General features: G+C 68.1%; 14 protein-coding genes. 8 read left to right on the top strand and 6 right to left on the bottom strand.

Annotation, left to right across the window (positions count from 1 at the left end; translation table 11 throughout):
- Window positions 1-20: 20 nt before the first annotated feature.
- From NQV17_RS02455 to ubiA, 6 genes are all read left to right on the top strand, one after another.
- On the top strand, window positions 21-980 hold the full coding sequence (locus NQV17_RS02455; RefSeq protein ID WP_044844025.1) for a hydrogen peroxide-inducible genes activator: 960 nt from the start codon (window positions 21-23) through the stop codon (window positions 978-980).
- Window positions 981-1,177: 197 nt separating this feature from the next.
- A complete protein-coding gene (locus NQV17_RS02450; protein WP_257768477.1) occupies window positions 1,178-1,315 on the top strand; it encodes a hypothetical protein in 138 nt (45 codons plus the stop codon).
- A 215-nt stretch (window positions 1,316-1,530) separates the two neighbouring features.
- On the top strand, window positions 1,531-3,717 hold the full coding sequence (katG, locus tag NQV17_RS02445) for a catalase/peroxidase HPI (protein ID WP_257768475.1): 2,187 nt from the start codon (window positions 1,531-1,533) through the stop codon (window positions 3,715-3,717).
- Between the two features lie 105 nt (window positions 3,718-3,822).
- Window positions 3,823-3,978, top strand: a complete 156-nt coding sequence (locus NQV17_RS02440) for a hypothetical protein (RefSeq protein WP_185500316.1) — start codon at window positions 3,823-3,825, stop codon at window positions 3,976-3,978.
- A gap of 120 nt (window positions 3,979-4,098) precedes the next feature.
- Entirely contained in the window at window positions 4,099-4,587 is a 489-nt protein-coding gene (dpsA, locus tag NQV17_RS02435; RefSeq protein WP_044844027.1) for a non-specific DNA-binding protein DpsA, read from the top strand.
- Between the two features lie 297 nt (window positions 4,588-4,884).
- A complete protein-coding gene (ubiA, locus tag NQV17_RS02430; RefSeq protein ID WP_257768471.1) occupies window positions 4,885-5,757 on the top strand; it encodes a 4-hydroxybenzoate octaprenyltransferase in 873 nt (290 codons plus the stop codon).
- Window positions 5,758-5,858: 101 nt separating this feature from the next.
- On the opposite strand, the gene proC is transcribed toward ubiA, so the two are convergent.
- From proC to NQV17_RS02400, 6 genes are all read right to left on the bottom strand, one after another.
- Window positions 5,859-6,671 (bottom strand): pyrroline-5-carboxylate reductase, encoded by an 813-nt coding sequence (proC, locus tag NQV17_RS02425; protein WP_257768469.1) that lies wholly within the window; start codon window positions 6,669-6,671, stop codon window positions 5,859-5,861.
- Window positions 6,672-6,721: 50 nt separating this feature from the next.
- Entirely contained in the window at window positions 6,722-7,420 is a 699-nt protein-coding gene (locus NQV17_RS02420) for a YggS family pyridoxal phosphate-dependent enzyme (protein WP_124519959.1), read from the bottom strand.
- Window positions 7,421-7,565: 145 nt separating this feature from the next.
- Window positions 7,566-8,792 carry a glycolate oxidase subunit GlcF gene (gene glcF / locus NQV17_RS02415; protein ID WP_257768464.1) on the bottom strand — a complete coding sequence of 409 codons (1,227 nt, stop codon included), beginning with the start codon at window positions 8,790-8,792 and terminating at the stop codon, window positions 7,566-7,568.
- Window position 8,793: 1 nt separating this feature from the next.
- On the bottom strand, window positions 8,794-9,882 hold the full coding sequence (gene glcE, locus NQV17_RS02410) for a glycolate oxidase subunit GlcE (RefSeq protein ID WP_257768462.1): 1,089 nt from the start codon (window positions 9,880-9,882) through the stop codon (window positions 8,794-8,796).
- 182 nt (window positions 9,883-10,064) lie between these two features.
- The gene (locus NQV17_RS02405) at window positions 10,065-11,558 is read right to left on the bottom strand and encodes an FAD-linked oxidase C-terminal domain-containing protein (RefSeq protein WP_044844032.1); all 1,494 of its coding nucleotides are present in this window, start codon (window positions 11,556-11,558) and stop codon (window positions 10,065-10,067) included.
- Window positions 11,559-11,595: 37 nt separating this feature from the next.
- A complete protein-coding gene (locus NQV17_RS02400) occupies window positions 11,596-13,005 on the bottom strand; it encodes an FAD-binding oxidoreductase (protein ID WP_257768459.1) in 1,410 nt (469 codons plus the stop codon).
- A gap of 140 nt (window positions 13,006-13,145) precedes the next feature.
- Here NQV17_RS02400 and NQV17_RS02395 point away from each other — a divergent pair, with 140 nt between their 5' ends.
- Both NQV17_RS02395 and hmpA read left to right on the top strand, forming a co-directional pair.
- Window positions 13,146-13,697, top strand: coding sequence for a cob(I)yrinic acid a,c-diamide adenosyltransferase (locus tag NQV17_RS02395; RefSeq protein WP_257768456.1), 552 nt, complete (start codon window positions 13,146-13,148; stop codon window positions 13,695-13,697).
- A gap of 94 nt (window positions 13,698-13,791) precedes the next feature.
- Window positions 13,792-15,000, top strand: a complete 1,209-nt coding sequence (hmpA, locus tag NQV17_RS02390; RefSeq protein ID WP_257768454.1) for an NO-inducible flavohemoprotein — start codon at window positions 13,792-13,794, stop codon at window positions 14,998-15,000.
- The last annotated feature ends 41 nt before the right edge of the window (window positions 15,001-15,041 follow it).

The following is a 15,041-nucleotide window of genomic DNA, read 5'->3' as shown; positions in this document are numbered from 1 at the left end:
ATATCCCTGATTGACCCACAATGACCCTGACTGAATTGAAATACATCGTCGCGGTCGCGCGCGAACGGCACTTCGGTCGCGCGGCCGAAGCGTGCTTCGTGAGCCAGCCGACGCTGTCGGTGGCGATCAAGAAGCTCGAAGACGAGCTCAACGTGCAGATTTTCGAGCGCGGCGCGAGCGAAGTGAGCGTGACCCCGATCGGCGACCAGATCGTCACGCAGGCGCAGCGCGTGCTCGAGCAGACCTTCGCGATCAAGGAGATCGCGAAGCAGGGCAAGGACCCGCTCGTCGGCCCGTTCCGGCTCGGCGTGATCTACACGATCGGGCCGTACCTGCTGCCGACGCTCGTCAAGCAGATGATCCAGCGCGTGCCGCAGATGCCGCTGATGCTGCAGGAAAACTACACGCTGAAGCTGCTCGAACTGCTGAAGCAGGGCGAGATCGACGCCGCGATCATGGCGCTGCCATTCCCCGAAACCGGCCTGATGGTGCGGCCGCTCTACGACGAGCCGTTCGTCGTCGCGCTGCCGGCCGGCCATCCGTGGGAGAAGCGCGAGGAAATCGACGCCGAGGACCTGAAGCAGGAAACCATGCTGCTGCTCGGCAACGGCCATTGCTTCCGCGATCACGTGCTCGGCGTGTGCCCGGAGCTGATGCGCTTCTCGCAGACGGCCGACGGCATCCAGAAGACCTTCGAGGGCTCGTCGCTCGAAACCATTCGCCACATGGTCGCGAGCGGCGTCGGTATCACGGTGCTGCCGCGGATGTCGGTCGCCGAGGTCGGCCCGCGCGCGAACGGCCCCGACGCCGAGTTGCTGTCGTACGTGCCGTTCAACGAACCGGTGCCGGATCGCCGCGTCGTGCTGGTGTGGCGCAAGAGCTTCACGCGGATGCCCGCGATCGACGCGATCAGCGAGGCGATCGCCGCGTGCGAGCTGCCGGGCGTCGCGAAGCTCGACATGCCGGCGACGATGAACTGAGTGAACTGATCAGGGAGCAGTGCTCCCGAGGCAGGCGGATGAACGGGGTCTGGCGACCCCGTTTATTTTTGCCTATCGAATAGATGAAATTTATTAAATTCAAATTATCGATAGGCGTAATTAGAATCATTTCCATGGATCGCGTCGGATCGGCGGTTCGATTCGCACGTTGAATGCAAGCGTCAAAGGAGGATGTCATGATGCGGTCGGTACTGCAGCACGCGCAGCGGAACATCCCGTGGCGCGACGAGGTCGTCAATCGCGCGAAGGCCGCGGCCCGGAGCCTGCGCCCGATTGCGTTCGCGTACCTGGCGGACCGTACATATGGCGGATGAGTGCCGATGCATGCCGGTTCCGTGTGCCCCGATTCACCGCCGTTCAGCCATGAGGGAGCGCTGCATGTCCGAAGTCCGAACCCGCATCGCAGGCCACGCGGCCTGACACCCCGTAGCACGACAGGATCAACCTGTTCCGTTTCATCCCCCCGCAACGCTCCACGAACCGCGCCCGGCAAGTGGGGGCTTACGAGCCAAGCAAAGGAGAAAAAAGCATGTCGACCGAATCGAAGTGTCCGTTCAACCATACGGCGGCCGGCGGCACGTCGAACAGGGACTGGTGGCCGAACCAGCTCAATCTCAACATCCTGCACCGGCACTCGGCGCTGTCCGATCCGATGGACAAGGATTTCGACTACGCGGAAGCGTTCAAGAAGCTCGACCTCGCGGCGGTGAAGCGCGATCTGCAGGCGCTGATGACCACGTCGCAGGACTGGTGGCCGGCCGACTTCGGCCACTACGGCGGCCTGTTCATCCGGATGGCCTGGCACAGCGCTGGCACGTACCGGACCGCCGACGGCCGCGGCGGCGCGGGCGGCGGGCAACAGCGCTTCGCCCCGCTGAACAGCTGGCCGGACAACGGCAACCTCGACAAGGCGCGCCGGCTGCTGTGGCCGATCAAGCAGAAGTACGGCCGCAACATCTCGTGGGCCGACCTGATGATCCTGACCGGCAACGTCGCGCTCGAATCGATGGGCTTCAAGACCTTCGGCTTCGCGGGCGGCCGCGTCGACACGTGGGAACCGGACGACGTCTACTGGGGTTCGGAAAAGATCTGGCTGGAACTGAGCGGCGGCCCGAACAGCCGCTACTCGGGCGACCGTGACCTCGAGAACCCGCTCGCGGCCGTGCAGATGGGCCTCATCTACGTGAACCCGGAAGGCCCGGACGGCAACCCCGACCCGGTCGCGGCGGCCCGCGACATCCGCGAGACGTTCGCGCGGATGGCGATGAACGACGAAGAGACGGTCGCACTGATCGCCGGCGGCCACACGTTCGGCAAGACGCACGGCGCGGGCCCCGCCACCAACGTCGGCCCCGAGCCGGAAGCGGCGGGCATCGAGCAGCAGGGCCTCGGCTGGAAGAGCACGTACGCATCGGGCAAGGGCCGCGACGCGATCACGAGCGGCCTCGAAGTCACGTGGACGTCGACCCCGACGAAGTGGAGCAACGATTTCTTCAAGCACCTGTTCGGCTATGAATGGGAACTGACCAAGAGCCCGGCCGGCGCGCACCAGTGGGTTGCGAAGGGCGCCGACGAGGTGATTCCCGATGCGTTCGATCCGGCGAAGAAGCATCGCCCGACGATGCTGACGACCGACCTGTCGCTGCGTTTCGACCCGGCCTACGAGAAGATCTCGCGCCGCTTCTACGAGAACCCGGCCGAGTTCGCCGACGCGTTCGCGCGCGCCTGGTTCAAGCTCACGCACCGCGACATGGGTCCGCGTGCGCGCTATCTGGGCCCGGAAGTGCCGGCCGAGCAACTGCTGTGGCAGGACCCGATCCCGGCCGTCGACCACCCGCTGATCGACGCCGCCGACGTCGCGGCGCTGAAGGCGAAGGTGCTCGCGTCGGGGCTGTCGGTCGCGCAGCTCGTGTCGACCGCGTGGGCGTCGGCTTCCACGTTCCGCGGTTCGGACAAGCGCGGCGGCGCGAACGGCGCGCGCATCCGCCTCGCCCCGCAGAAGGACTGGGAAGTGAACCAGCCGGCGGCGCTTGCCGCGGTGCTCGAAACGCTCGAAGGCGTGCAGAAGGCGTTCAACGATGCGCAGACGGGCGGCAAGAAGGTGTCGCTCGCCGACCTGATCGTGCTCGCCGGTGCAGCCGGCGTCGAGCAGGCCGCGAAGAACGCGGGTGTCGCGGTGACGGTGCCGTTCGCACCGGGCCGGATGGACGCGTCGCAAGAGCAGACCGACATCGAGGCGATGGCCGTGCTCGAGCCGGTTGCGGACGGTTTCCGCAACTACCTGAAGCACGCGTACAAGACGCCGGCCGAGGCGCTGCTGGTCGACAAGGCCCAGCTGCTGACGCTGAGCGGGCCGGAGCTGACGGTGCTCGTCGGCGGCCTGCGGGTGCTCGGCGCGAACGTCGGTGACGCAAAGCACGGCGTGTTCACCGATCGTCCGGGCGCGCTGACCAACGACTTCTTCGTGAACCTGCTCGACATGGGCACGGAGTGGAAGCCGGTGTCGGCCGCGAACGACGTGTTCGAAGGGCGCGATCGGGCGACGGGCCAGGTCAAGTGGACCGGCACGCGCGTCGACCTGATCTTCGGTTCGCACTCGCAGCTGCGGGCGCTGGCCGAGGTGTACGGCAGCGCCGACGCACACGAGAAGTTCGTGCGCGATTTCGTCGCGGCCTGGAACAAGGTGATGAACCTCGACCGCTTCGACCTCGCGTGAAAGTCGCGATGCGCTGACGCAGTCACGCTGTAAACGTGAAACGGCCGGTCGCGCGACCGGCCGTTTTTTCTTCCGATTCAAGGTCTTGTCGAAGGAGTGACGACCATGACGCAAATGATGCTGAACATGCGCGCCGCGTTCACGCCGGCCGAGCTGGCGCGCCGTATCGTCGGTTTCGCGATCGTCATCGGCGGTGCGGCCGAGCTGGTCGCGCAGGCGCTGCACGCGCTCGCACCGCTCGTGTCGAGCGCCGGCGGCTGAGCGCAGCGAATCGCGCGCCGCGCTAGACTGGCACGTCGCGAACGGATGTCGCACGGCGCGGCATGCGGATTGCTAGACGCGTTTTCGCCGGTTCAACATTTCGAATGAGGAGTCCCGAAGATGGCCAGGAAAGGCAACGCCACGCAGATCAACATCGGCATCAGCGACAAGGACCGCAAGAAGATCGCGGACGGCCTGTCGCGCTTGCTCGCCGATACGTTTTCGCTGTACCTGAAGACCCACAACTTCCACTGGAACGTCACGGGTCCGATGTTCAACACGCTGCACCTGATGTTCGAAGAGCAGTACAACGAACTGTGGCTCGCGGTCGACCTGGTCGCCGAGCGCATTCGCACGCTCGGCGTCGTCGCGCCGGGCACGTTCGCGGATTTCGCGAAGCTGTCGTCGGTGCCGGAAGCGAACGGCGTGCCGGCGGCCGAAGAGATGATCCGCCAGCTCGTCGAAGGGCACGAGACGGTCGTGCGCACCGCGCGCGAAATCTTCCCGATCGCCGATGCGGCGAGCGACGAGCCGACCGCCGACCTGCTGACGCAGCGCCTGCAGACGCATGAAAAAACCGCATGGATGCTGCGGTCGCTGCTTGCCTGAATCCGGCGTGACTGGCCGTGCGTCGTGCGGCCGGTGTCGGCGGGTGATCGGCAACTGAGCGGTGTCCCGAAGTCGAAGCGGGGCCGGATTGCCCGCATCGGCATCGAAGTCGGGCAGGGCGGGCTGCGCACCGCCCATGCATCTGTCCCCTGATTGACGTACGCGGCTGCTCGGCCGCGTGCAGCGGGCCCGGGCAGCCTGCGCGCGTGCCGCCGCACCCGGCTGCGGGCCGTCCCGACATGACGCGAACCGCCGCTCGGCTCTAAAATGCCGGGATTCTCTTCCCGGTGGTTCGCCATGCTCGCCCGCTTTCCCCTGTATCTGCGGCTCGTCCGGATGGACAAGCCGATCGGCAGCCTGCTGCTGCTCTGGCCGACGCTCAACGCACTGTGGATCGCGTCGGACGGCCATCCGCGCTGGCCGCTGCTCGTGATCTTCGCGCTCGGCACGCTGCTGATGCGCTCGGCCGGCTGCGCGATGAACGACTATGCCGACCGCGATTTCGACCGTCACGTGAAGCGCACGGCCGACCGGCCGCTGACGTCGGGCAAGATCCGCGCATGGGAAGCCGTCGCGATCGCGGTGGTGCTGTCGTTCATCGCGTTCCTGCTGATCCAGCCGCTCAACACGCTGACGAAGGAGCTGTCGGTCGTCGCGCTGTTCGTCGCCGGCTCGTACCCGTTCATGAAGCGTTTCTTCGCGATTCCTCAGGCGTATCTCGGCATCGCGTTCGGCTTCGGCATCCCGATGGCGTTCGCGGCCGTGCAGGACACGGTGCCGATGCTCGCGTGGGTGATGCTGGTGGCGAACATCTTCTGGTCGGTCGCGTACGACACCGAATACGCGATGGTCGACCGCGACGACGACATCAAGATCGGCATTCGCACGTCCGCGCTGACGTTCGGCCGCTTCGACGTCGCGGCCGTGATGGCGTGCTATGCGGTGACGCTCGGCATCTACGTGTGGATCGGCGTGACGCTCGGCTTCGGTCTCGCGTACTGGGCCGGCTGGGCGGCGGCGCTCGGCTGCGCGCTGTATCACTACACGCTGATCAAGGATCGCGAGCGGATGCCGTGCTTCGCGGCGTTCCGGCACAACAACTGGCTCGGCGGCGTGCTGTTCGCGGGGATCGCCATGCATTACCTGCTGGCGGGGCCGGCTGCCAATTGAAGCGGTACGGGCGCCTCGCCGGTGCGCGATGTCAACAAAAAAGCGGCCGCGGCCGCTTTTTTGTTGGCGCGGCCGGGCACGTCCGGCCGACGACGCGGCGCTTACGCGCGACCGAGCTCGTCGCCCATTTCCTTCGCGCGTGCCTCAGCTGCGAGCGCGCCGCGCACGATCGCTTCCTTCACGCCCTGCGCGTCGAACGACGCGAGCGCGGCGGCCGTCGTGCCGCCCTTCGACGTCACGCGCTCGCGCAGCACGCTCGCCGGTTCGCCCGATTGCGCGGCGAGCTGCGCGGCGCCCGCGAACGTCGCGACCGCCAGCGCGCGGCCCTGTTCGTCGTTCATGCCGAGGCGGCGCGCGGCTTCCTGCAGCGCTTCGATGAAATAGAACACGTACGCCGGGCCGCTGCCCGAGATCGCCGTGACCGCGTCGAGCTGCGCTTCATCGTCGAACCAGACGATCTCGCCGACCGCGCCGAGCACGTTCGACGCGAGCTCGCGACCGGCCGCGTCGACGCCCGGCAGCGCGGCGAGGCCCGTCACGCCCATGCCGACCAGCGCGGGCGTGTTCGGCATCGTGCGCACGACGCGTGCGTAGTCGCCGAGCCAGCGGGCGAGGTCGGTGCCGCGGATGCCGGCCGCGATGCTGATCACGAACTGCGACTTCAGGTGCGGCGCGAGCGCCTGCGCGACGTCCTTCAGCACCTGCGGTTTCACCGCGAGCACGATCGCGTCGTAGTCCGCGAGCGTCGCGTCGACGGCCGCGCCGGTGCGGATGCCGAACTGCTGCGCGGCGCGCGCGCGGGCGTCTTCGTTGACGTCGATGGCATACAGGCCGTCAGCGGCGACGCCGCGCTTGATCAGGCCGCCGATCAGGGCCGCGGCCATGTTGCCGCCGCCGATGAATGCGATTTTCATGGTGTCGAATTGAACAAGTGAGTGAACGGGAAGGCGGAAAAGGGCGGCGCTCAGTGCGAATAATCGCGCGCGCCGAAGATCGCGGTGCCGACGCGCACGATGGTCGCGCCTTCGAGCACCGCGGCCTCGAGATCGGCGGACATGCCCATCGACAACGTGTCGAGCGGCAGGCCGTCGGCACGCAAGGCGTCGTACAGCGCGCGCAGCGCGCGATGCGGCACGCGTTGCGCATCGATATCGCCGGCCGGCTCGGGAATCGCCATCAGGCCGCGCAGGCGCAGCGCCGGCAGCGCGGCGACCGCGCGCGCGACGTCGGCCACGTCGGCCGGCGCGACGCCGCTCTTCGACGCCTCGCCGCTGATGTTCACCTGCACGCATACGTTGAGCGGCGGCAGGTGCGCGGGGCGCTGTTCGGCGAGGCGCTGCGCGATCTTCAGCCGGTCGACCGAATGGACCCAGTCGAACCGTTCGGCGACCGGGCGCGTCTTGTTCGATTGCAGCGGCCCGATGAAATGCCATTCGAGCGCGGCGCGCAGATCCGCGAGCGCGTCGATCTTGTCGATCGATTCCTGCACGTAGTTCTCGCCGAACGCGCGTTGGCCGGCCGCATGCGCGGCGCGCACGTCGTCGGCGGGAAACGTCTTCGACACGGCGAGCAGCGAGACGGTGGCGGGATCGCGGCCGGCCGCGCGGGCGGCGTCGGCGATGCGGCGGTGAACGGAGTCGAGACGGACGGCGAAATCGGACATGACGGGCACGGAAGCAGGCACGGGAAGCGAGTACGGCGAATGGTGACGAATGCGCTGGCGAATGCGGCAGCGGATGCGGCACGGCACGCGCCGCATCGGTTCGCCCATTATACGGACGGGGCGCCGGCGGGGCCGGCCATCCGCGTCAGCCGTACAGCAGATGTTCGACGAGCTGGATCCAGTGCGCGACCGGAATCTGCGTGCCGCTTTGCAGGTGCGCGATGCAGCCGACGTTGCCGGACACGATCATCTGTGGCTCGAGTGCCTGCAGCTTCAGCAGCTTCTGCTTGCGCAGCCGGTACGACAGCGACGGCTGCGTCAGCGAATAGGTGCCGGCCGAGCCGCAGCACAGATGGCTGTCGGCCGGCAGCCGCACGTCGATGCCGAGCGTCTCGAGCAGGCGCTCGACCTTGCCGCGCGACTGCTGGCCGTGCTGCAGCGTGCACGGCGGGTGATACGCGACGGTATGGATCGCGCGGCGCCGCGCGAGCGTCGCGATCTCGGCCTCGAACGCGAGCAGCACGTCGGAGATGTCGCGCGTCAGCGCGACGATGCGCTGCGCCTTCTCCGCATAGGCCGGATCGTCGCGCAGCAGGTGCGCGTATTCGAGCACCGTCACGCCGCAGCCCGTTGCGTTCATCACGATCGCTTCGGCGCCTTGCTCGACGTACGGCCACCACGCGTCGATGTTGCGGCGCGCGTCGTCGAGCGCCTCGTCGTGATAGTTCAGGTGCAGGCGGATCGCGCCGCAGCAGCCCGCGTCGGGCGCGACGATCGTCTCGACCCCGAGCGCGTCGAGCACGCGCGCGGTCGCGATGTTGATGTTCGGCAGCATCGACGGCTGCACGCAGCCGGCGAGCATCAGCATCTTGCGCGAATGGGGGCGCTGCGGCCATTCGAGCAGCCGCGTGCGCGGCGGCACCTTGTCGCGCAGCCGTTTCGGCAAGAGCGGCCGCATGTGCTGGCCGAGCCGCATGAGCGGCGAGAACAGCGCCGCGTTCGGCACGAGGCTGGCGAGCACGCGGCGCACGAGCCGTTGCTGCACGGGGCGCTGCACTTGCGCCTCGACGTGCTTGCGGCCGATTTCGACGAGCCGGCCGTACTGGACACCCGACGGGCAGGTCGTCTCGCAACTGCGGCAGGTGAGGCAGCGGTCGAGGTGCTGCTGCGTGCTGCGCGTGACGGGCGCGCCTTCGACCATCTGCTTGATCAGGTAGATGCGGCCGCGCGGGCCGTCGAGTTCGTCGCCGAGGAGTTGATAGGTCGGGCACGTCGCGGTGCAGAAGCCGCAATGCACGCACTTGCGCAGGATCGCGTCGGCCTCGTCGCCGTCGGGCGTATTGCGGATGAAATCGGCGAGGTTCGTTTGCATCTTAGAGATCGGGGTAGAGCCGGCCGCGGTTGAAGATGCGTGCGGGATCGAACGCAGCCTTCAGCCCGCGGTGAATCTTCATCAGCGGCGCGGGCAGCGGCGTGAACACGCCCGCGCTGCGGTCGTACGACTCGCCCGCGCGGAACAGCGTCGCATGGCCGCCGGCCTGCTTCGCGCTCATGCGCACCGTCTGCGCGTCGGCGTCGGTGATCCACCAGCGCTGCGCGCCGCCCCATTCCATCAGCTGGGTGCCGGGCAGGTGCATCGGTTCGGTGATCGACGGCAGCGCGAGCCGCCACAGCGCATAGCCGGGCGGGATGCCGTTGAAGAACGGGTCGGTGTGCTCGCGCACGGCTGCCCAGAAGCGCTCGGCCTCGACCGCGTCGACGACTTCGCCGCCGAGCAGCGTCTTCGCCGATTTCACGGCCGCCTCGGCGCCCGACAGCCGCAGCACGAGCGTGCCGTTGCGCCACGCGCTCGCGCTGACGGGCAGCGGATGGCCGCCCCATTCGTTGAGCTTGCGCACCGCGTCGGTCGCGCTCATCTCGAACTTCAGCGTGACTTCGGCGACGGGCACCGGCAGCACCTTGATCGACAGCTCGAGCATCAGCCCGAGCGTGCCGAGCGAGCCGGCCATCAGCCGCGACACGTCGTAGCCGGCGACGTTCTTCACGACCTGCCCGCCGAAGCGCAGCGCTTCGCCGCGGCCGTTCATCAGCGTGACGCCGAGCACGAAATCGCGCGGCGCGCCGCAGGTCGCGCGGCGCGGCCCCGCGAGGCCCGCCGCGACGCAGCCGCCGACGGTGGCCGCGCGGCCGAAGTGAGGCGGCTCGAACGGCAGCATCTGGCCGCACTCGGCGAGGACGGCTTCAAGCTGCGCGAGCGGCGTGCCCGCGCGGACCGTGACGACGAGTTCGGCCGGGTCGTACGACACGACGCCCTGAAACGCGCGCGTGTCGAGTATTTCGCCGTCCAGCGCCTGGCCGTACCAGTCCTTGGTGCCGCCGCCGCGAATCCGCAGCGGCCGGCCGTCGGCGCTGGCGGCGCGGACGCGTTCGGCCCATCCGGCGACGATGTCGTCCTCTTCCATGTTGTATTGCTGCCTCGTTGTTGTCCGGTCGATTGTACCGGGGTGGCGCGAATCCACATCGCGACTATCCCTAAGCCGCGCATGACGAATGCATGCGGGCGTCGCCGCGCGCACGGCCGGCGCGCGGGCAGGGCGGCACATCGCGGCCCGCGCATCGGCACGGGCCGCGCACCGCGCGGCGCTCAGAAGCGCGGCAGGTCGGGGTGCGGCAGCAGCCCTCCGCGCACGTGCTGGCGGCCGTATTCGGCGCAGCGCGCGCGGGTCGGGATGCCCTTGTCGGGGTTCAGCAGCCCGGCCGGATCGAACGCGCGCTTGACCGCGAAGAACGCATCGCGTTCCTGCGGCGAGAACTGCACGCACATCGAATTCAGCTTTTCGATCCCGACGCCGTGCTCGCCCGTCACGCTGCCGCCGAATTCCACGCAGCATTCGAGGATTTCCGCGCCGAACTGCTCGGCGCGGTGCAGCTCGTCCGGATCGTTCGCGTTGTAGAGGATCAGCGGATGCATGTTGCCGTCGCCGGCATGGAACACGTTGATGCAGCGCAGCCCGTAGCGCGTCTCGAGCTGCTCGATGCGGGCGAGCAGCGGGCCGATCGCACGGCGCGGCACGGTGCCGTCCATGCAGTAATAGTCGGCGGAAATGCGCCCGGCGGCCGGGAACGCGTTCTTGCGGCCGGACCAGAAGCGCAGCCGCTCGCTTTCGTTACGCGACACCTGGATGCGCGTCGCGCCATGCTCGCGCAGCACGGCCGTCATGCGGACGATTTCCTCCGCGACTTCTTCGGGCGTGCCGTCCGATTCGCACAGCAGGATTGCCTTCGCGTCGAGGTCGTAGCCCGCGTGCGTGAACGCCTCGACGGCCTGGGTGGCCGGCTTGTCCATCATCTCCAGCCCCGCCGGGATGATGCCCGACGCGATGATCGCGGCGACCGCCTCGCCGCCCTTCACGACATCGTCGAAGCTCGCCATCACGAGCTGCGCGGTCTGCGGTTTCGGGATCAGCTTCACCGTGATTTCGGTGACGATCGCGAACATCCCTTCGCTGCCGATCATCACGGCGAGCAGGTCGAGGCCGGGCGCGTCGAGACCGAGCGAGCCGAATTCGACGACCTCGCCGTCGATCGTGACCGCGCGCACGCGCATCACGTTGTGCACCGTCAGCCCGTATTTCAGGCAATGGACGCCGCCGGAATTTTCGGCGACGTTGCCGCCGATCGTGCAGGCGATCTGCGACGAAGGATCGGGGGCGTAATACAGCCCGTAAGGCGCGGCGGCTTCCGAAATCGCGAGGTTGCGCACGCCGGGCTGCACGGTGGCCGTGCGCGCGTACGGATCGACCTCGACGATGCGCGTGAAGCGCGCGAGCGACAGCACGACGCCGTTCGCGATCGGCAGCGCGCCGCCGGACAGGCTCGTGCCGGCGCCGCGCGGCACGATCGGCACTTCCATGCGGCGGCAGATCTGCACGATCCGCTGCACCTGCGATTCGGTTTCGGGCAGCGCGACCGCGAGCGGCAGCCGGCGGTACGCCGACAGGCCGTCGCATTCGTACGGCGCGGTGTCTTCGTCGCGGAACAGCAGGCAATGCGTCGGCAGCACGGCCATCAGCGCCTGCACGACTTCGCGCTGGCGCTGCGCGCGGGTCGCGCTCGACAGTTCGACGGAAGCGTTCATTGGGTCTCCAGCCGGGGCGCGGCGGCGCGCCGCCGTGTCAGCACGTGAAGATCTTGCCGGGATTCATCAGGTTGCGCGGATCGAGCGCCAGCTTGATCGCGCGCATCGCGTCGATCGCGTTGTCGCCGTGCTCCTTCGGCAGGAAGCGCATCTTGTGCAGCCCGACGCCGTGTTCGCCGGTGCAGGTGCCGCCGAGGCGCAGCGCGCGCTCGACGATCCGGTCGTTGATGCGTTCGGCTTCGTCGATTTCCTCGGGCTTGTCGGGATCGATCAGGATCGCGACGTGGAAATTGCCGTCGCCGACGTGGCCGACGATCGGGCAGGGCAGCGACGATGCGCGCAGGTCGATCTCGGTTTCCTCGACGCACGCGGCGAGCTGCGAGATCGGCACGCACACGTCGGTCGTCACCGCGCGGCAGCCGGGCTTCAGCTGCAGCATCGCGAAGTACGCGTTGTGGCGCGCGGCCCAGAGCCGCGTGCGGTCCTCGGGGCGGGTCGCCCATTCGAAGCCCTGGCCGTTGTTCTGGCCCGCGAGCGCCTGCACGAGCTCGGCCTGTTCCTTCACGCCGGCCTCGGTGCCATGGAATTCGAAGAACAGCGTCGGCGCTTCCGCGAGCGTCAGGTTCGAATGGCGGTTGATCGAGCGCACCGCGAGCGAGTCGACGAATTCGACGCGCGCGATCGGCACGCCGATCTGGATCGTCTCGATCACGGTGCGCACCGCGTCGCCCATCGACGGGAACGTGCAGATCGCGGCCGACACGGCTTCGGGCAGCGGATGCAGGCGCAGCGTGATCTCGGTGATCACGCCGAGCGTGCCTTCGGAGCCGACGAACAGGCGTGTGAGGTCGTAGCCGGCCGACGACTTGCGCGCGCGCGAGCCCGTCTTCACGACGCGGCCGTCGGCGAGCACGGCGGTCAGGCCGAGCACGTTCTCGCGCATGGTTCCGTAGCGCACGGCGTTGGTGCCCGATGCGCGGGTCGCGGTCATCCCGCCGATGCTGGCGTCGGCGCCCGGATCGATCGGGAAGAACAGGCCGGTGTCGCGCAGCGCTTCGTTGAGCGCCTTGCGCGTGATGCCCGGTTCGACCGTGACCGTCAGGTCTTCCGCGTTGATCGACAGCACGCGGTTCATTTCCGACAGGTCGAGCGAGACGCCGCCGCGCACGGCGAGCAGATGGCCTTCGAGCGACGAGCCGGCGCCGTACGGGATCAGCGGCACGCTGTAGAGCGCGCACAGCGACACGACTTCGCGGACTTCATCGGCGTTGCGGGCGAACACGACGGCGTCGGGCAGTTGCGGATCGAACGGCGATTCGTCGCGGCCGTGATGGGCGCGGACGGCGTCGGCGGTCGACACGCGCTCGTCGAAGGCGGCGCGCAGCGCATCGAGCATGGCGGAGGGCAGCGGGCGGCGTGTGGTGGCCGGCGGGGCAGGGTGATTCACGAATGTCTCCTGACGACTGCTTGTCAAACTTTCGGTCCATTCTACGCTGGAACGCCCGCTGCGCCCGCCGCCGCGGGCTGCGATAATCGCGTACCAACCCAACCGGGCCGCATCGCGGCCGCGCACGAGAGGAGATTCGCATGGGCAACCGCTTGAGCAAGATCGCGACGCGCACGGGCGACGACGGCACCACCGGCCTCGGCGACGGGCGGCGCATCGGCAAGGACGACGCGCGGATCGCCGCGATCGGCGACGTCGACGAACTGAACTCGACCCTCGGCGTGCTGCTGGCCGAACCGCTGCCGGACGACGTGCGCACGGCGCTCGTCACGATCCAGCACGACCTGTTCGATCTCGGCGGCGAGCTGTGCATTCCCGGCCATGCGGTGCTCGACGACACGCACCTCGCGCGCCTCGACACGTGGCTGGCCGACTACAACGCGACGCTGCCGCCGCTGAAGGAATTCATCCTGCCGGCCGGCTCGCGTGCGGCGTCGCTCGCGCACGTATGCCGGACGGTGTGTCGCCGCGCGGAGCGCTCGATCGTCGCGCTCGGGCGCACCGACACGCTCAATGACGCGCCGCGGCGTTACGTGAACCGGCTGTCGGACCTGCTGTTCGTGCTGGCGCGTGTGCTGAACCGCGCGGATGGCGGCTCGGACGTGCTGTGGGAGCGCGGGCGCGTCCGCTGACGCCGGGCGTCGAGTTTCCGCACTGCGACAATTTGCCCGAGGGACGTCTGTTTTTAAAGATGTATCGTATTCGCATGTTTAACGGAGAACGAACATGACCCACATCACCGCTGACCAGATGGCTCGCGTGAAGGCCACTGCCCCTGTCCTCGCCGTGCACGGCGCGACGATCACGAAGCATTTCTACCAGCGCATGTTCGCGCGGCATCCGGAACTGAAGAACCTGTTCAACCAGACGCACCAGAAGACCGGCAGCCAGCCGGAAACGCTCGCGAAGGCGGTCTATGCGTATGCGGCGAACATCGACAACCTCGGCGCGCTCGGCGGGGCGGTGTCGCACATCGCGCACAAGCACGCGAGCCTGAACATCCGCCCCGAGCATTACCCGATCGTCGGCGAGAACCTGCTCGCGTCGATCGTCGAAGTGCTCGGCGATGCGGTCGATGCTCAGACGCTCGAGGCATGGCGTGTCGCGTACGGTCAACTCGCGCAGATCCTGATCGGTGCCGAGGCCGACCTGTACGCGGGCGCCGCGTGGAGCGGCTTCCGTCCGTTCAAGGTTGCCCGCAAGGTGCGTGAAAGCGACGAGATCACGTCGTTCTACCTGACGCCCGCCGACGGCGGCGACGCGCCGACCTTCGCGCCGGGCCAGTACGTCACGGTGAAGCGCTTCGTCGGCGATCTCGGCGTCGATCAGCCGCGCCAGTACAGCCTGTCCGACGCGCCGCACGGCAAGTGGCTGCGCATTTCGGTGAAGCGCGAGGCCGGCCAGCCGGAAGCGATCCCGGCCGGCAAGGTGTCGACGCTGATGCATGACGGCGTGGAGGAGGGCGCGATCGTCGAGGTGACTGCGCCGATGGGCGAATTCTCGCTGAAGCGCGGCGTCGATACGCCGGTCGTGCTGATCTCCGGCGGCGTCGGGCTGACGCCGATGGTGTCGATGGCCTCGACGCTGGTCGGCGAAGGCAGCACGCGCGAAGTGCGGTTCGTCCACGCATGCCGGTCGGGCGCGGTGCATGCGTTCCGCGACTGGCTGAACGATACGGTGCGCGAACACGCAAACTTCAAGCGCACGGTGCTGTATGAATTGGTGGGACCGACCGACCGGGTCGGCGTCGATCACGACCTCGAGGGACGCCTGACGCCGGAACGCGTGAAGCACGATGCGCTTGTGCCGGATGCCGACTACTACATCTGTGGCCCGATCGCGTTCATGAAGGCGCAACGCGACGCGCTGGTCGCGCTCGGCGTCGCGCCGGAACGCATCAACACCGAGATCTTCGGCTCGGGTGCGCTCGAGTGAGGATCTGACGGCCGGTTCCGGTCGACGCAATGAAAAAACCC

Origin of the sequence: Burkholderia sp. SCN-KJ (genome assembly GCF_024656005.1) — a bacterium.
Taxonomy (GTDB): domain Bacteria; phylum Pseudomonadota; class Gammaproteobacteria; order Burkholderiales; family Burkholderiaceae; genus Burkholderia.
Note: the sequence above shows the minus strand (reverse complement) of the source record. Positions and strands in the feature narration are given on the sequence as shown.